Source organism: Exiguobacterium flavidum, from assembly GCF_003344535.1.
Lineage (GTDB): Bacteria > Bacillota > Bacilli > Exiguobacteriales > Exiguobacteriaceae > Exiguobacterium_A > Exiguobacterium_A flavidum.
This window is the reverse complement of record NZ_QPKS01000003.1, coordinates 248,498-265,820: the sequence shown is the minus strand read 5'-3', so window position 1 is coordinate 265,820 and position 17,323 is coordinate 248,498. Positions and strand designations below refer to the sequence as shown.

At 52.1% G+C, this 17,323-nt stretch carries 14 protein-coding genes and 8 tRNA genes; 17 read left to right on the top strand and 5 right to left on the bottom strand.

Features of this window, described 5'->3' with window-relative positions; genetic code table 11:
- The first annotated feature begins 66 nt into the window (after window positions 1–66).
- From DFG60_RS04615 to DFG60_RS04565, 11 genes are all read left to right on the top strand, one after another.
- A tRNA-Trp gene (locus DFG60_RS04615) sits at window positions 67–137 on the top strand.
- Between the two features lie 18 nt (window positions 138–155).
- A tRNA-His gene (locus DFG60_RS04610) sits at window positions 156–228 on the top strand.
- Window positions 229–235: 7 nt separating this feature from the next.
- Window positions 236–307, top strand: a tRNA-Gln gene (locus DFG60_RS04605).
- Between the two features lie 8 nt (window positions 308–315).
- Window positions 316–390: transfer RNA gene (locus tag DFG60_RS04600), tRNA-Gly, on the top strand.
- Between the two features lie 4 nt (window positions 391–394).
- A tRNA-Cys gene (locus DFG60_RS04595) sits at window positions 395–468 on the top strand.
- Between the two features lie 32 nt (window positions 469–500).
- Window positions 501–581, top strand: a tRNA-Leu gene (locus tag DFG60_RS04590).
- 4 nt (window positions 582–585) lie between these two features.
- Window positions 586–656 (top strand) — tRNA-Gly (locus DFG60_RS04585).
- 29 nt (window positions 657–685) lie between these two features.
- Window positions 686–756 (top strand) — tRNA-Gly (locus tag DFG60_RS04580).
- Between the two features lie 84 nt (window positions 757–840).
- Window positions 841–1,986 (top strand): tRNA epoxyqueuosine(34) reductase QueG, encoded by a 1,146-nt coding sequence (gene queG / locus DFG60_RS04575; protein WP_114570555.1) that lies wholly within the window; start codon window positions 841–843, stop codon window positions 1,984–1,986.
- Window positions 1,987–2,032: 46 nt separating this feature from the next.
- On the top strand, window positions 2,033–2,506 hold the full coding sequence (trmL, locus tag DFG60_RS04570) for a tRNA (uridine(34)/cytosine(34)/5-carboxymethylaminomethyluridine(34)-2'-O)-methyltransferase TrmL (protein WP_114570554.1): 474 nt from the start codon (window positions 2,033–2,035) through the stop codon (window positions 2,504–2,506).
- A 283-nt stretch (window positions 2,507–2,789) separates the two neighbouring features.
- Window positions 2,790–3,356: a DUF5366 family protein gene (locus tag DFG60_RS04565; RefSeq protein ID WP_114570553.1), complete on the top strand. Its 567-nt coding sequence runs from the start codon at window positions 2,790–2,792 to the stop codon at window positions 3,354–3,356.
- Here DFG60_RS04565 and DFG60_RS04560 read toward each other — a convergent pair whose 3' ends face one another.
- Window positions 3,357–5,123 carry a transglycosylase domain-containing protein gene (locus tag DFG60_RS04560; RefSeq protein ID WP_114570552.1) on the bottom strand — a complete coding sequence of 589 codons (1,767 nt, stop codon included), beginning with the start codon at window positions 5,121–5,123 and terminating at the stop codon, window positions 3,357–3,359. It lies immediately after the preceding gene.
- A gap of 185 nt (window positions 5,124–5,308) precedes the next feature.
- Between DFG60_RS04560 and DFG60_RS04555 the strand changes: the two genes are divergently transcribed.
- Genes DFG60_RS04555 through DFG60_RS04540 form a run of 4 tightly spaced genes read left to right on the top strand, consistent with a single transcriptional unit; the run spans window position 5,309 to window position 11,494 of the window.
- Complete coding sequence (locus DFG60_RS04555) at window positions 5,309–6,469, top strand: glucose-1-phosphate adenylyltransferase (RefSeq protein WP_114570551.1); 1,161 nt, start codon at window positions 5,309–5,311, stop codon at window positions 6,467–6,469.
- A 13-nt stretch (window positions 6,470–6,482) separates the two neighbouring features.
- Window positions 6,483–7,583: a glucose-1-phosphate adenylyltransferase subunit GlgD gene (gene glgD / locus DFG60_RS04550; protein WP_114570550.1), complete on the top strand. Its 1,101-nt coding sequence runs from the start codon at window positions 6,483–6,485 to the stop codon at window positions 7,581–7,583.
- Between the two features lie 13 nt (window positions 7,584–7,596).
- A complete protein-coding gene (glgA, locus tag DFG60_RS04545) occupies window positions 7,597–9,036 on the top strand; it encodes a glycogen synthase GlgA (protein WP_114570549.1) in 1,440 nt (479 codons plus the stop codon).
- 34 nt (window positions 9,037–9,070) lie between these two features.
- Window positions 9,071–11,494, top strand: a complete 2,424-nt coding sequence (locus DFG60_RS04540; protein ID WP_114570548.1) for a glycogen/starch/alpha-glucan phosphorylase — start codon at window positions 9,071–9,073, stop codon at window positions 11,492–11,494.
- Window positions 11,495–11,548: 54 nt separating this feature from the next.
- Here DFG60_RS04540 and DFG60_RS04535 read toward each other — a convergent pair whose 3' ends face one another.
- Window positions 11,549–12,367, bottom strand: a complete 819-nt coding sequence (locus DFG60_RS04535) for a sulfurtransferase (protein ID WP_114570547.1) — start codon at window positions 12,365–12,367, stop codon at window positions 11,549–11,551.
- A 93-nt stretch (window positions 12,368–12,460) separates the two neighbouring features.
- Here DFG60_RS04535 and DFG60_RS04530 point away from each other — a divergent pair, with 93 nt between their 5' ends.
- Together DFG60_RS04530 and DFG60_RS04525 are read left to right on the top strand one after the other, a co-directional pair.
- Window positions 12,461–14,194, top strand: a complete 1,734-nt coding sequence (locus tag DFG60_RS04530; protein ID WP_114570546.1) for a phospho-sugar mutase — start codon at window positions 12,461–12,463, stop codon at window positions 14,192–14,194.
- Window positions 14,195–14,440: 246 nt separating this feature from the next.
- Window positions 14,441–15,337, top strand: coding sequence for an aldo/keto reductase (locus DFG60_RS04525; RefSeq protein WP_114570545.1), 897 nt, complete (start codon window positions 14,441–14,443; stop codon window positions 15,335–15,337).
- A gap of 147 nt (window positions 15,338–15,484) precedes the next feature.
- On the opposite strand, the gene DFG60_RS04520 is transcribed toward DFG60_RS04525, so the two are convergent.
- From DFG60_RS04520 to DFG60_RS04510, 3 genes are all read right to left on the bottom strand, one after another.
- Window positions 15,485–15,673 carry a hypothetical protein gene (locus DFG60_RS04520; RefSeq protein WP_114570544.1) on the bottom strand — a complete coding sequence of 63 codons (189 nt, stop codon included), beginning with the start codon at window positions 15,671–15,673 and terminating at the stop codon, window positions 15,485–15,487.
- Window positions 15,674–15,812: 139 nt separating this feature from the next.
- A complete protein-coding gene (locus DFG60_RS04515) occupies window positions 15,813–16,460 on the bottom strand; it encodes an amino acid ABC transporter permease (RefSeq protein ID WP_114570543.1) in 648 nt (215 codons plus the stop codon).
- A complete protein-coding gene (locus tag DFG60_RS04510; protein ID WP_114570542.1) occupies window positions 16,460–17,218 on the bottom strand; it encodes a transporter substrate-binding domain-containing protein in 759 nt (252 codons plus the stop codon). Before DFG60_RS04510 ends, DFG60_RS04515 begins: the two co-directional genes overlap by 1 nt.
- Window positions 17,219–17,323 lie beyond the last annotated feature (105 nt).

The window sequence follows — 17,323 nt, the reverse complement described above, 5'->3', positions numbered from 1 at the left end:
AACGCGGCGGACTGTAAATCCGCTCCCTCGGGTTCGGCGGTTCGAATCCGCCCCCCCCCACCACTTAGGGGCATAGTTTAGCGGTAGAACTACGGTCTCCAAAACCGTCAGCGCGGGTTCGATTCCTGCTGCCCCTGTTTTTTTATTTTAATCTGGCGATTGTGGCGAAGTGGTTAACGCACCGGATTGTGATTCCGGCATTCGTGGGTTCAATTCCCATCAGTCGCCCCTTTATTGGGCTGTAGCCAAGTGGTAAGGCATCGGATTTTGATTCCGACACGCGAAGGTTCGATCCCTTCCAGCCCAGCTTTTCATGCGGAAGTAGTTCAGTGGTAGAATACGACCTTGCCAAGGTCGGGGTCGCGGGTTCGAATCCCGTCTTCCGCTCCAATATGGCGCCATAGCCAAGTGGTAAGGCAGAGGACTGCAACTCCTCTATCGTCAGTTCGATTCTGACTGGCGCCTCCATTCTTAATTGAATAGGATTTGCAAGAGATTGTGCCGGTGTGGCGGAACTGGTAGACGCGCACGACTCAAAATCGTGTTCCTCTGGAGTGTCGGTTCGATTCCGACCACCGGTATCTTGCGGGTGTAGTTTAATGGTAAAACCTCAGCCTTCCAAGCTGATGACGAGGGTTCGATTCCCTTCACCCGCTTTATACTTTCACAATTCGTTTCATCCCATGCGGGTGTAGTTTAATGGTAAAACCTCAGCCTTCCAAGCTGATGACGAGGGTTCGATTCCCTTCACCCGCTTACGAGAATAGCAGAGAGCAACGTGTCGTTTACGGATGACAGGTTGCTCTTTTTGTCTTGAGCGAGGACGAGGAGGAGTTACAGATGGATGCAGTAGAGTTCAAACAGAAACTAATCGAATACGCTGCTGAAATCGGGATCGACGAGTTGCGGGTGACGACAGCGGATCCGTTTCTGATGTTGAAGAAACGACTCGAGATGCAACAGGAGAAAGGGTTCGCTTCAGGATTCGAGGAGCCGGACCTCGAGAAACGGACCAACCCGAAGCTGCTCGTCGAGGACGCCGTCTCGATCATCGCAATCGCAGTCGCCTATCCGAGCCGGCTGAGCGGGGCACCGAGAGGCCAGATGGGAGACCGGAGAGGAATTTTCTGCCGCTCTTCATGGGGGTTAGATTATCACCAGGCGCTTCGGGGAAGACTTGAGAAACTGGAAGCGTTCATCCTTGCGCATCATCCGGCTGCGCAGACACGCTCGATGGCCGATACTGGGGAACTTGTCGATCGGGCTGTCGCTGAACGTGCCGGAATCGGGTTCAGTGGAAAGAACTGTTCAATCATCAGCGTAGAACATGGCTCCTATCTTTATCTTGGGGAGCTGATCACAGATATCTATCTGCCTCCTGATGAACCGGTAGAAGAACTTTGCGGAACATGTAATGCCTGCATCGAAGCTTGTCCGACGGATGCGCTAGTAGAACCTGGAGTGATCGATGCGAAACGTTGCATCTCCTTCATCACTCAAACGAAGACGCTTATTCCGGAAGAGTTCCGCTACGCCCTTGGAAATCGTCTGTATGGGTGTGACACGTGCCAGCAGGTATGTCCGTTCAACCGGAAAAAGAACGCCATGCATCATACGGAATTGCGACCTGACCCGGAGCAGGTCAAACCGCGTTTGATTCCTTTGCTCTCCTTGAGCAACCGGGAGTTCAAGGAACAGTACGGATCGTTGTCCGGTGCGTGGAGAGGGAAGAAGCCGATTCAGCGAAACGCTATTTGTGCCCTTGTCCATTACCGGGAGCGCGCTGCCATCGAACCGCTTCGCAAACTCGCGGAGAAAGATGACCGTGCTGACATGAGAGCTCTTGCTATCTGGGCAGTCGGGCGTATCGCCGGACTGGAGGAAGCCGACTGGGTTCGCTCACGATTGGAAGCAGATGAGTCGCCGGATGTCCAGACGGAAGGAAGAAGACTGATCTCCGAATGGGATGAGACGGTGACCGCCTGAAAAAATACGAACGCAGTTCCTGCGTATGGAAATAGGGGAGAAGCAAATGGCAATTCACGTCGTCATGTATCAACCAGAAATACCCGCTAATACAGGGAATGTCTCACGGACATGTGCTGCTACGCATTCCGTGCTCCACTTGATCCGTCCGCTTGGTTTTTCGACGGACGACAAACAACTGAAACGTGCGGGACTCGATTATTGGCAATTCGTAGATGTCCGCTATCACGACTCCCTCGAGGAACTGTGGGCGAAACATCCGGACGGTCAATTCTATTACATCACGAAGTACGGCGAGTACTATCCGAGCCAGATGGATTTCTCGAATCCGGAAGAGGATTATTTCTTCGTCTTCGGGCGCGAGACGAAGGGGCTGCCTCTTGAAGTGGTCGATGACAACGCTGAGCGATGCATTCGCTTACCGCAGTCGAACCTCGTTCGTTCATTGAATGTATCGAACACGGCGGCGATCATCGTCTACGAAGCACTCAGACAACAGGGGTATGCGGGTCTATTATGAACGAAAAGGCGAAGGCCGCATGTGCGGACCTTCGCCTTTTGATTGCTCAGACGGGCCGTTCAGGCGACGTCTGCTTTCATGCTATTACTCGTTTCCTTCAGGTTTCTTGTTGTAACCTGCAGTGAAGATCGCAGTCAAAAATGCGAGGCTGACGAACATCATTAGAATAAATGCCATATTAGCTTCCCCCTTCAGTCTCTTAAACCGATATAATCTATTATAGTATACATGTATCTTTTTTTGTGAGCTACATATGAATTTTTTATGAAATGGAGCCATATTCATGCGGACGAACGTCTATCTACTCAGTTATGCCCCGCTCATCAGTATCCTTCTCTTCAGTACATCTCTCGCAATCGCGACTTCTGAAATCGCATTGCGCTGGCTCAGACAGGTCGGCGTCTACAGCGAACTTCTGCAAATATTAAGCGCAAGGGATACGAAGTTGCTGGTTTGGCTCGGCTTTCTCGTCATATACTTCATGGTTTTCAGTACATTGAAGCTCGTTTCTGATACGATCAATCAGCTCGGCTTCGCTTTCTTCCTGAAGGAACAGATCGGAACGACGCTCGGCATGCTCAGACCGGGAGCGATTCTCCTGCTCGTCGGCGGATGTGCAAGCTTTGCTTTCATGACGTCATTCCCTCTCGTCTGTGGCGTTCTTGGAATATCGTTCCTCATCTATTTCATCTTCTACACTATACAGATCAGCAAGATGACGTCGACTGCCGGCGCGGTCGGATTGATCCTCTTCCTTTGCCTCATGTGGGGCATCCTGATCGCAGGGCTCGTCTGGCTCATCCTGACGCTGCTCAACTCATTCGGTCAAGCCATCCTCTTCGAAACCTGATCAGCGCACGATCCGTGCCCATGTCCTGACCTGTAGCGTGGAGTTCGCTTCGGTCGGGAACGGGCGAGGGGTATCCGCTCCAAGCCAGATACCGCCCACCTTCTGATTTTTCAGCCCAACGAACCACATATCCTTGTTGTCATTGGTCGTCCCCGTCTTCCCGCCGATATATCCGGCATCTGCATATCCGAGGCGTCCTGTGCCGTAGGTCATGACGGCGTGGAGGGCGTCTTTGAGGGTGTCATTCGTTTGTTTAGACCAGATCCGGGTCGATTTGCGCCCGTGGCGGTAAATCAGCTTGTCCTGTAGTTTGATCGATTTGATCATCGAGGATGGGCTGTAGATCCCGTCGTTCGCGATCGTCGTATAGGCATCCGTCAGCTCGAGGACGGATACACCATATTTCAATCCGCCAAGTGCGCTGTTGTAGGAATCGTCCTCCTTCGACCATTTCGAGAAATGGAACGGTCGAATCGTTTCGAGCCCCTCATCAAATACCGTTTCGAACGCGTGCAGGGCAGGTGTGTTATAGGAGAACGCTACTGCGTCGACGAGACGGACGTCACCGAGCGTCTGTCCGCCACTGTTTCGTGGACAGTGACCACCGTAGCAGATTGGCCGGCCGTCGATCAGACTTCTAAGTCCAGCATCTGTTTTTTCGATATACGGCCCATAGACGAGCAAGGGTTTGATGGCGGATCCTGGCTGACGATATGTCTGGACGGCGCGGTTCAACTGACCGGGTACGTCACTTTTATTGCCAACGAGAGCAGTGACGCCGAGTGTCCGGGCGTCGATTTCGACGAAAGCGCCCTCGATCGGTTGAGGAAGTACACGAATCGCTTGCTTCGCGCGCTCCTGGACTTCCGGGTCGAGATAAAGATCGATCTGGGCGTCAGACCGGTGCAGGTAAGACCGCGACTCCTCGAACGATATTCCTTGACGCTCGCTCGTCAACTGGACGGCTTGCCGGATGGCCGCGTCGATGTAGTCCGGGTACCTCACAGGTGGACGGTGGAGCGATACATTGATTTTAGTATCCGTCTTTTTGCTCGGCATGATCCCGCTCAGCTTCTCGAGAATCCGCTTCTGACGTTTGACCGTGTTTTCAGGAAAACGGATTGGATCGTACAGGCTCGGATTGTTCGGAATGGAAGCGAGGTATGCCGCCTCCTCCCAGCTAAGTGAACGAGCTGTTTTGTCAAAATAGGTTCGAGAGGCCGCTTCGATGCCGTACGCATTGTTTGCGAAATAGGCATGATTTACATAGGAGGCAAGCAATTCCTCCTTCGAATACGAGCGCTCGAGAGCGACGGACAGGAGCAGCTCTTTTATTTTCCTTGTATAGGTTTTTTCATTTGATAAATAGACCATCCGGGCGAGCTGCTGGGTGATCGTGCTCCCGCCCTGACTCTTATCGCCGTCATTCTGATTTTGAGTGAATGCTCTCAATATGCCTGAGATGTCATAACCCTCGTGCTGATAGAAGCGGTGATCCTCGACGGCGACGAAGGTCTTTGCTATTTTGTTTGGCAACTGCTTAGGCGTCAAATCGTCCCGTAACATCCCATCATATATGTATTCGCGTTCATCTCCGTAACGAACGGTGATCGGGTCATAGGTCGGGAGCGGTTTTCTGGCCACTTGATTCGTCGCCCAGTCGACGATTTTTTTCGTCTCATCGATGCGTTCCGTGAGAGAGACGAGCGTGAATCCTAAAAATATCACCAAACCTGCAAGGATCAAATATCCGGATGTGATGCGCATATAAGTCTCCTTTCAAGAGGTTTCATCTCTATTATCGGTCAATCGTGACCGGAAAACGTCAATTTCCAACTTTTTTTATCGTAAAAAAATTATTTTTGCAGGAATGTTATATTAGAATGCGGAAAAGATGGGTATATACCGAGTATCTGACTTAAAAATAGAGGAACACCATGGAGGGGAACGAGATGGCCAAGAAAGAAGTAGTAGCAATGTTGCTTGCGGGCGGCGAAGGGAAACGGCTTGGTGCATTGACGAAACACACTGCGAAACCGGCAGTCGCATTTGGAGGGAAATATCGCATCATCGATTTTCCGCTTTCGAACTGCACGAACTCAGGTATCGACACGGTAGGTGTATTGACTCAATATGAACCGCTTGAATTGAACCGATACCTCGGAATCGGCAGCGCGTGGGATCTCGATCGCCGGAACGGGGGATTGACGATTCTTCCGCCGTATCAAGCGCAGACAGGAAAGAACTGGTATGAAGGGACTGCGAACGCCATCTACCGCAACCTGAGCTACCTGAACCAATTTGATCCTGAATACGTACTCGTACTCTCCGGAGATCATATCTACAAGATGGACTATGAGAAAATGCTCGAGGCCCACAAACAGTCGGGTGCCGACGTGACGATTTCAGTACGGGAAGTACCATGGGAGGAAGCGCCGCGTTTCGGGATTCTCAACACGGACTCAGAACTTCGTATCAACGAATTCGAAGAAAAGCCGGAGAATCCGAAATCGAACCTTGCATCGATGGGGATCTACATCTTCAATTGGGAAGTGTTGAAACGCCATTTGATCCAAGATGCCGGAGACGCGGAATCGAGCTTCGACTTCGGGAAGAACATCATCCCGAACATGCTGTTTGAGAACTTGAACATTCGCGCCTACAAGTTCAAAGGCTACTGGAAGGACGTAGGGACGATCCAGTCGCTCTGGGAAGCCAACATGGACTTGCTCGAGCTCGAGCCGGAATTCGATCTTTACGATCCGGCCTGGAAGGTCTATTCGGTCAACCCGAACCAGCAACCGCAATACATCGGCAATCAGGCGGTCATCGAGACGTCGATCATCAACGAAGGATGCCGAATCGACGGTGAGATCAACCACTCCGTCTTGTTCTACGGTGTAACAGTCGGCGACGGAACACTGATCAAGGATTCAGTCATCTTCCCGAACGTGACGATTGGCAAGGATGTCACGATCCACCGAGCTATTCTTGCAGACGGTGTCGTCGTAGAGGATGGAGCGACGATCGGCGAGCCGAACGGCGAGATTCTAGTCGTAGAGGCGAATAGCCGCGTATCAAAGAACGACATCGTTAAACAATCGATTCAATGAGGGGGATGAAGCTATGAAGACGGATTTATTAGGAGTCATCAATCTAAGCGGAGAAGCAGGCTTCTTCAAGGAGTTGACGGAACATCGTAATTTAGCGGCTGTCCCATTCGCAGGACGATATCGTCTGATCGATTTCACGCTGACGAACATGGTGCAAAACGATGTCGCGAACGTAGGCATCTTCACACTCGACAATTACCGGGCATTGCTCGATCATCTCGGGTCAGGCAAGGAGTGGGATCTCGATCGCTCGAACGGCGGGCTCTACATCTTCCCTCCGGCGCTCTCAGCCGATTCACACGGCTACCAAGGCGATCTAGCGAACTTCCATCTCCACCGTGATTTTTTCCTTCGGAGCAAGGAAAACTATGTCCTGATCTCAGGGTCGAACATTCTAGCGGCAGTCGACTACCGCGATGTCCTTCGTGAACATAAGGAATCGAACGCTGACATCACGGTCGTCTATACGAAACGCGAACTTTCATGCAAATATTGCCGCCCGGTCCGTTTCAGTGAAAAGAGCCGTGTGACGGCAATCGGTTCACGCGGTTTCGAGCCATCTGACGAAACGTTCTACATGGAGACGGTCGTCCTTTCGAAAAACTTGTTCGTCCGACTCGTCGATGAAGCGATTGCCCGCGGTGAATACGACATGCTCCAAAGCATCCTTCGTTCGCAGCTGAATCGCCTCCACGTCCACGGATACGAGTACAAAGGAACGGCACAAGTCATTCACTCTCTGCGTTCCTACTATCGCGAAAGCATGTTGCTTCTCGAGGACTGGGGAGCGATCAACGACTTCCAGCACGTCTATACGAAAATCAAGCATGAGCCGCCGACGCGTTATCTTCCCGGATCGAAGATCAACAACTCGCTCGTCGCGAATGGCTGTAAACTTGAAGGGGTCGCGAAGGACAGCATCCTCTTCCGGGGAGTCAAGGTCGGCAAGCATGCCCGGATCAAGAGTTCGATCATCATGCAGAAGTCGGTCATCGAGGAGGGGGCGGTCGTCGAGTACGCCATCCTTGATAAGGAAGTGACCGTGAAGAAGGGGCAAGTGATTCGCGGTACCGCCGAAGAACCGGTCGTCATCAAGAAAAAAACAATCGTCTAAAGGAGACACAATTATGAAGATATGGTTTGCTGCAACGGAAGCGACACCATTCATCAAGACCGGGGGGCTTGCCGACGTCGTCGGCTCGCTCCCTTTGGCGCTTGCTGAGGAAGGTGCCGAAGTATCGGTCGTTTTGCCTAATTACAGTCAGGTCAAACAGGAGTACAAGGACGAGATGGAGTTCCTGTTCGATTTCATCGTGCCGGTCGGCTGGCGTCAGCAATTTGGAGCGGTACTCCGTCTGAAGCGTCAGGGCGTCACCTTCTACTTCATCGATAACGAATACTACTTCAAACGTGATGGTGTCCTTTATGGTCACTACGATGACGCGGAGCGATTCTCGTACTTCTCGCGTGCCGTGCTCGAGATGATTCAACACCTCAAGGCGGAAGACACGCCAGACGTCATTCACTGCCATGACTGGCAGACCGGGGTCTTGCCTGCATTCCTCCGAATCCATTACCGGCATCTGCCGCGTTATCAGGACATACGGACCGTGTTTACCATCCATAATCTCCAGTATCAAGGTGTATTTCCGGAAGAGGTGCTCGGCGATGTCCTCGGACTAGGTCATGAGCATTTCACGATAGATGGAATCGCCCATAACGGTTTCGTCAATTACATGAAAGCCGGTCTCGTCCACTCGGATCAGATCACGACGGTCAGTCCGTCCTACCGTGATGAAATCATGGACCCGTATTACGGCGAGACGCTCGAACCGGTGATCAGGCATCGTGCGGTAGACGTCCGCGGCATTTTGAACGGAATCGACTACCGTCATTTCAGCCCGGACATCGATCCCCATCTCGTGCGCAACTACGGCGTGAAGGATTTCAAGGATGGCAAAGCTGAGAACAAAGCTGCTCTGCAGGAAGAGCTGGGTCTTCCGGTCCGTCCTGAAGTCCTGCTTTTCGGATTCGTCTCACGTCTGGTCGACCAGAAGGGAATCGACCTGCTCGCACATATTCTGCCGGAACTGTTCGAGCTCGATGCGCAGTTCATCATCCTCGGTACGGGAGAAGCAGAATATGAGGGGCTCTTCCATCACGCGAACACGGTCCGGCCGGATAAGTTCGCGTCCTATATCGGATTCGACCCGGGTCTCGCTCAACGCATCTATGCGGGCTGTGACGGCTTCCTGATGCCTTCTCGTTTCGAGCCGTGCGGATTGAGCCAGTTGATTTCGATGCGGTACGGCACGTTGCCGATCGTTCGTGAAACAGGGGGACTGCGTGACACGGTGAAGCCTTTCAACCAGTTCACTTTGGAAGGGAACGGTTTTTCGTTCTCGAACTATAATGCCCATGAATTCTTGCATGCGATCGAACGGGCGATCCACACGTATCACGACCAGCCGGTTTGGGATCATCTCGTCGAGACGGCGATGAAGGAGGACTTCAGCTGGATCCGTTCCGCAGATGAGTACTTAGCGCTTTACCATATGTTCAAATAAGTAGAGAGATGGACAAAAGGGAGAGGGTTTGGCGATGTTCAAAGACAAAGAGCAGTTCAAGAAGACCTTTAACGACCGTTTCGTCACCATGCACGGCAAAGGAATCGGAGAGGCTACAGAGAACGATGTCTATCAGACACTCGCCTCGATGATTCGGGAACATGTCACTTCCGACTGGATGCACACGAGAGAGACTTATGTCCATAAGCGAAGCAAACAAGTCTATTACTTCTCGCTCGAGTTCCTGCTCGGCCGCTTCCTCTACAACAACCTGCTCAGCCTCGATGTGCTCGGGCTCGTGCAGGAGTCCCTCCGCGAGCTTGGGCACGAGTTGGCCGACTTGGCAGAAGAAGAGCCGGAACCCGGACTTGGGAACGGGGGGCTCGGACGCCTTGCTGCCTGCTTCCTCGATTCGCTCGCAGCGCTCGGGTTGCCAGGGCATGGGAACGGCATTCGCTACCAGTTCGGTCTGTTCAAGCAGAAAATCGTTGATGGGTATCAGGTCGAGGTCCCGGATAATTGGCTGAAGAACGGAAACATGTGGGAAGTCAGACGTGCCGATAAAGCGGTAGACGTCCCGTTCGGCGGGCATGTCTGGCTCGAGCAACATGGTGAAGGCTACCGAATCCATCACGAACCGGCAGAAATCGTCCGTGCCGTCCCGTATGACATGCCGATCGTCGGCTATCAGAACGGCGTCGTCAACAATCTCAGATTGTGGAGCGCAGAATCGCCTTTTGATGACGACGAGTTCCTCGACCGGAACAAAGGAAACTACAAGGATCTCCTTGCACATAAGCAATCGATCCAGACGATATCCGAGTTCCTCTACCCGGACGACACGACCTACGAAGGAAAAGTGCTTCGTTTGAAACAACAGTACTTTTTCGTCTCGGCCGGTTTGAAGAGTATTTTGCAATCGCACAAGAAGCGGAACGCTTCCCTGAAGCATCTCGGCAACATCATCGCCATCCATATCAACGATACGCATCCGGTCGTCTCGATTCCTGAGCTGATGCGCATCCTGATTGACGAGGAGGGGTTCGAGTGGGAAGAGGCATGGCGCGTGACGAAGAGCGTCATGTCGTTTACGAACCATACGTTGCTTGCCGAAGCGCTCGAACGCTGGCCGGTCGATATGTTCCGTTCGTTGCTTCCCCGGATCTATATGATCGTCGAAGAAATCAACCGCCGTTTCTGTAAGGATGTTCTAGAGAACTATCCGCACCTCGAAAAACATATGCGCGACATCGCCATCATCTCGGACGGGATGATCAACATGGCGAATCTGGCCGTCGTCGGTACACATTCGACGAACGGCGTCGCCCAAATCCATACTGAAATATTGAAGCAACGGGAGATGCGCTACTTTTATGAAATGTTCCCGCTTCGTTTCAATAATAAGACGAACGGCATCACACACCGGCGCTGGTTGATGCTGTCGAACCCGTTGCTGTCCGAACGGATCAGCGAGGCGATTGGTGAGAGTTGGAAGCAGCATCCTTCCGACTTGCAGAAACTAGTGAAGCTTGCGAAGGACCGTCAATTGCAACAGGATATGGCATCCATCAAGCGGGAGAACAAATTGCGGCTCGCTGAATTGATCAAGGAAGAGAACGGAATCGAAGTCGATCCGGACTCGATCTTCGATGTGCAGGTCAAACGTCTCCATGCCTATAAGCGACAATTGCTGAACGCGCTGCACATCCATTCCTTGTACTACAGACTGAAAGAGGATAAGTCGTTCAAGATGGTGCCGCGTACGTTCATCTTCGGTGCGAAGGCGGCACCGGGATATCATTACGCGAAGGAAGTCATCCGCTACCTGAATGCGCTTGCGACCCTCATCAACAATGACCCAGACGTAAACAAGTTCATCAAGATCGTCTTCCTTGAAAACTATCGCGTGTCGCTCGCTGAGAAGATATTCCCGGCAAGCGATGTCAGCGAACAGATTTCTACGGCGAGTTATGAAGCGTCCGGAACAGGGAATATGAAGTTCATGATGAACGGTGCGCTTACGATTGGGACGCTTGATGGAGCGAACATCGAAATCAGGGACGAGGTCGAGGACAAGAACATCTTCATCTTCGGTCTGACGCCGCAGGAAGTGATGAACTATAAAAAATATGGCGGGTATAGTGCGTATGACCAATATAGTTCACAACCCGAGCTGAGACGGCTCATCGATAGCCTTGTCGACGGCAGTTTGTTCGGAGTAGGCGAGTTCCGGATGATCTACGATTCCCTCCTGACCTACAACGATGAGTTTCTCATCCTGAAGGACTTCATGTCCTATCAGCAGGCACAGGAACGAATCGACCGGGTGTACCGTAATCCGGAACTGTGGTATGAGATGGTCATCTGCAACATCGGGAAGTCTGGAGTATTCTCGAGTGACCGGACGATCAAGGAGTACGCGAACGCAATCTGGAACATCAAACCGGTCCAAGTCTGATTGGAATGGAAAAAGGCTGCAGACGAAGTCTGCAGCCTGCTTCTAAAACAGGAGTCACTCCACGGAATGTTCCGGGGAGGTGATCCATTCACTGTAGGATCCCGGATAGAGGCGAACGTCCGTCTTTCCGAGCGAGTGAAGAGCAAGGATGTTGACGCAAGCGGTCACACCGCTGCCACAGTAAAGGATAGGTGAAGCGGCGTCCAGTATTCCGGCGTACATCTCCTTCAAGTCATCCGCGTCCTTCAGTCGCCCGTCTGGTGAGATGGCATTCTTGAAAGGACAGTTGACTGCTCCTGGTATGTGCCCTGCAATCGAATCGATCGTCTCGTTTTTTCCAGCGTATCGGTCGGCATCACGGGAATCGACTAACAGGTTACCTGATTCTCGTACGGAAGCAACGTCCGAGACCGTCGCAATCATCTGGTCCTGATAATCGTCCTTGTAATTGGAGCGTGGATAGGACGGAATGACTTCCGTTACAGGCAGGTCGAACTGCTGATAGGCGGAAAAGCCGCCTTCGAGTACGACGACCCGCTCATGTCCGATCCATTTGAAGAGCCACCATGCCCGCGGAGCGAACGTGAAGTCGTCATCATAGATGACGATGAAGTCTTCAGGATGGATTCCGCATCTCTGGACTGTTCTTAGCCACTCCTCCTTCAAGGGAAGGGGATGACGTCCTCCGCGGGGACTAGTCGGACCGGAGAGGTCTTCTGCGAGGTCGAGGCGTACGGCGCCGGGAACATGGGATGCAAGGTAGGCAGCCTGACCATAAGAAGGGTCTTTCAAATCAGAACGGCAGTCAATCCATCGCAGTTCGTCGACATGGACGAGCTGCATCAAATCGGTCATTTGGATCGTGGGAAACATTAAATCACCTCAGTCCTTTCTTAAGGATAATGATAAGAAAGCTATCGCTGCTACGCAAGCAGGACAATGATATTGAACAGGGAGTGGTCTTTTATGGCATGGAAAACTACATTCGAAAAATGGAACGAAGCAAACCTCGATCCACAATTGAAAGAAGAGATGGCAGCACTGGCTCAGGATGAAAAGGCAGCCGAAGAAGCCTTCTATAAGGAACTCGAATTCGGTACAGGCGGCATGCGTGGGGAAATAGGCGCCGGGACGAACCGGATGAACGTCTACACGGTCCGGAAAGCATCACAAGGCTTCGCCGACTTCATCAAGGCGGCTGGAGAGGAGGCAATGTCGCGCGGGGTCGTCATCGCACACGACTCCCGTCATTTCTCACCAGAGTTCGCTCTCGAAGCAGCTAAGACGCTCGCCACGAACGGTATCAAGGCTTATCTATTCGACGGGCTGCGCCCGACACCGGAATTGTCATTTGCCGTCCGTTACCTGAAAGCTTATGGAGGAATCGTCGTCACTGCGAGTCATAATCCGCCTGAATATAATGGTTATAAAGTATACGGTGAGGATGGCGGACAGCTTCCACCGAAGGAAGCCGACGACCTCGTATCTTACGTCGCGAAGGTAGAGGACGAACTCTCGATCAAACTCGATGCAGAAGAGACGCTGCGTGCGAGCGGCATGATCGTCCGGGTCGGTGAGGAGATCGATCGTGCTTACCAAGAGAAGCTCTTGACGATCCGTGTCTTGCCGAACATCCAGGACGAACTGAAAGATCCGCTCAAAATCATCTTCACACCGCTTCACGGGACAGGACTCGTTCCTGTGACCGAAGGGTTGAAGAATTACGGCTTCGAACATGTGACTGTCGTCAAAGAGCAGGAGCAGCCGGATGGCGGATTCCCGACGGTTTCTTCCCCTAACCCGGAAGAACATGCGGCCTTCAAGCTCGCGATCGAATACGGAGACCGTGAAGGCGCGGATATCCTGATTGCGACCGATCCTGATGCGGACCGCGTCGGTGTCGCAACGCGGGATGCTTCTGGCGAATGGGTCGTCCTGACTGGGAATCAGACCGGTGCCCTGCTCCTCGACTACATCCTCTCACAACGCGCTGCACAGGGGACGTTGCCTGAGAATGGTTTCGTCGCAAAGACGATCGTCACTTCGGAACTCGGTGCCGTCATTGCACGTCATTACGGCATGCATGTAGAGAATACATTGACAGGCTTCAAGTTCATCGGGGAGAAGATCAAGGAGTATGAAGAGAGCGGCGAGTACAAGTACATCTTCGGATATGAGGAGAGCTACGGCTATCTGATTGGCGACTTCTGCCGGGACAAGGATGCGGTGCAGGCGTGCCTCCTTGCTGCCGAGATGGCTGCTTATCATAAGAAGGAAGGGCGTACCCTCTATGAGGCGCTCGAACTCGTCTACGAACGATTCGGTCACTATGAGGAGTCTCTTCGTTCACTGACGCTGAAAGGAAAGGATGGGGTCGAACAGATCGGCCGGATCATGGATGCGTTCCGGGAGCATCCGCCGACGGAAGTCGCCGGGGAACGGATTGTTTTGTTTGAGGATTATAGTGCGAGCATTTCGCATGATCTCGTCAATCACAAGCCGTCACCGATCGATTTGCCGAAATCAAACGTCCTGAAGTTCACGCTTGATGACGGCTCTTGGTTCTGCCTCCGCCCGTCCGGTACTGAACCGAAAATCAAATTCTATTTCAGTGTCACGTCGAATGACGCGAAGGCGACGACGACGAAACGTCAAGCGATTGAGGACGAAGTGATGAAAGCAGTCGAACAAATCCAGTAATCGTGCAAGAGGGTGACTCAAAAGCCGATTTGTACACGAGATACGGGGGCGGACTTCAAATCCGCTCCCGTATTCTCGTCCAGACGATATTGCTCGCTTCATTCGACGCATGTGGGAATAGCGTATGAAGGAATCGTGATCGCTTTTGAGCCAACCTCTTTTTGCTATGCAAGGGGAATCTGGTGCGTATTCGAAGTGAATAAGCTAAAGTAAGGTAGTAGATATTTTAGAAACGGGGCGATTTGAATGGAACGAATTCAACTGACGGAAGACCTATCTTTTTCCCGCATCATCCACGGGCTGTGGCGGCTCGGTGAATGGGAACTGACGCCTGCTGAACGGCTTGACCTGATCGAACAATGCTTGGAACTCGGCATCACGACGTTCGACCATGCAGACATCTATGGGGGATACACATGCGAAGGACTGTTCGGTGAGGCACTCGCGCTAAAGCCGGAGTTGCGTGAACGGATGCAAATCATCACGAAGACTGGAATCAAACTGACAGGCGATTTTCATCCCGGTCAAAAACTGAACTACTATGATACATCGAAGGAACATATCCTTGAGAGCGTCGATCGTTCGCTCAAAGAGCTCGGCACAGACTACATCGATACGTTGTTGATTCACCGTCCAGATCCGCTGATGGATCCAAATGAGGTGGCGGAAGCATTCGTCGAACTCAAAGAATCAGGCAAGGTTCGGACGTTTGGCGTCTCGAACCATACGCCGGCGCAACAAAGCCTGCTTCAATCAAGGCTGCCGTTCATGCTCGTGACGAATCAGCTCGAGCTGTCACCGGTCGAACTGAAACATTTCGAGGATGGTTCGGTCGACCTCTGTCACGAGAACGAGATGCCGCTCATGGCCTGGAGCCCGCTCGCCGGAGGTGCTCTCTTCAAAGACGCGGAGCTTTCTCCGCTTCGGGATAAGCTGGAAGAAGTAGGAAAAGAAATCGGCGCGCGTGATATCGACGAAGTCGCATACGCATGGCTTCTCAAACATCCGGCCCGTATCATGCCAATCGTCGGTTCAGGGAAAATCGAGCGGATCGAGTCAGCTGTCCGTTCGACGAAGCTCGAGTTGTCTCGCGAGCAGTGGTTCGAAATTCTCAAGGCATCGCGTGGACGAGACGTCGATTGATGATCATGAAGCAGAAGAAAAGACAGGCGGACACTCTTAACGGAGGATCCGCCTGTCTTTTCTTCCATCTTCGAAATAGAATCCGGTTTCGTTCCGACAACGAAAAAATTCCGACTCGGAGGGGGGCCGAGTCGGAAATGTATAGGGTCACGCTTCGAGTCGAAGCATCTCCTGCCGGTACTTGTCGAGACGATCCTTGCAAGCATGAATCATATCCTCATCACTTGACTGGATTGCATCGTAGAGCGTGCTGAGCTCGTAATCGATTTCGAGACGTAGCACGGGAATACGCTGCTCTGCATCTTGTCTACGGAAAGCTTCAATTACTTGTTTCATCTCGGCCACGCTCCTTTTTAAGTTATCAGATAATTCTGATTATTGTTAGTATACTTGTTTATTCCCGAGCTGGCTAGTCATAAACCTTCAAAAATTCAAAAAGTAATGCCCCGAAATATGTGAAATTTCGGGGCATACTTTATTCCGGAATCCGGTAACGCGCCTCAAGACGATGCTGCATGCCTTGGATCGCAGTAGAGATGAGCCAATAGACGAGAGCGGAGAACAACAGAAGCGGCATGACGAGATACGTCGTAGCGGCAATCTGATCCGAGACATAAGTCAGCTCCTCCACGGCGATGACCGTACCAAGTGATGTCGACTTGATGATGTCGATGACGGAGTTCGACAATGGCGGGATAGCGCGTGAAAGTGCCTGCGGCAAGATGATATCCTTGAACGTCCGGCGACGCGGAATACCGAGTGATTCAGCTGCCTCCCACTGGCCGCGGTCGACTGAGGAAATCGCCGCCCGGAATGATTCCGAGATGTAGGCGGCGAAATGGAGTGAAAGGCCGAACGCGAGTGCTTGAAACCCGCTCAACTGAAAGACGACGAGACCGTTGTAGAGAATCAGGATTTGAAGCAGAAGCGGAGTGCCGCGGAAGAAGGAGACGTACAGTCTCGCGAAGCCGCTAAAGACGGAAAAGCGGCTGTCGCGCATCAGGGCGAGCAGAAGACCGAGAAAAAGCGCAAAGACGATGGCAAGCCCACTCGCAAGGAGTGTGATGCCAATCGCCTTTCCGTAAACGCTCGCGTTTCCTTGAACGATTTCAAAGAGCTCCATCACTTACTGATGTCCTCATTGAAATATTTCTTTCCGATCTCAGCGAGTGTTCCGTCTTCCTTCATCTCTGCGATCGCTTCATTGAAGTCTTTCTGATATGGGCTCTTCTTCGCCATCATCAGGCCAGAGGAGTTCTTGTCGAACGTCTCACCGACAGCCTTGACTTTATAACCGGCTTTTTTCAGCTCAGTCAGGACGAACAGGCGATCGTTCAACGCTGCATCGACGCGGTCAGCCTCGAGGTCTTGCAGCACTTGGTTCGCGCCTTTGTAGTACTTCACTTTCGCGCCGGCTTCTTCAGCCGTTTTCGCGTAGAGTGAACCTTGTGTCGAACCGACGACCTTGCCTTTCAAATCATCGAGTGAGTCGATATCGGTCGTCTTCTCGTTTACGATGATCGTCGATCCGGATACGGCATATGGGTCAGAGAAGCTGTACTTCTCTTCGCGTTCCGGCGTGATACCCATCTGGTTCGCGATGACGTCGATCCGCTTCGAATCGAGTGCCGGGATGAGACCTTTGAAATCCATCGCCTTGTACTCGACCTTATAGCCGGCGCGTTTCGCGACTTCGTTCATGACCTCGATGTCGTAACCCGTCAGTTTGCCTTTTTCTTTATACGTGAATGGCGGGTACGTCGCTTCCGTACCGACCGTGACGACTTTTTCCTTACTTGCTTCTTCGTTCGAAGCGCCGCACGCTGCTAACACCCCCGCTGTCGATAGTGCAGCTACAGTTAGCTTCAGTCCGTGTTTCATAGCGCTCACTCCTTCATGATAGATGATGTTCATTAATCCCTAGTTTTCGAATGGGAATTAAAAGACTACATGCTGTATCATACAAACTGCGCCACGTTCTGTCAA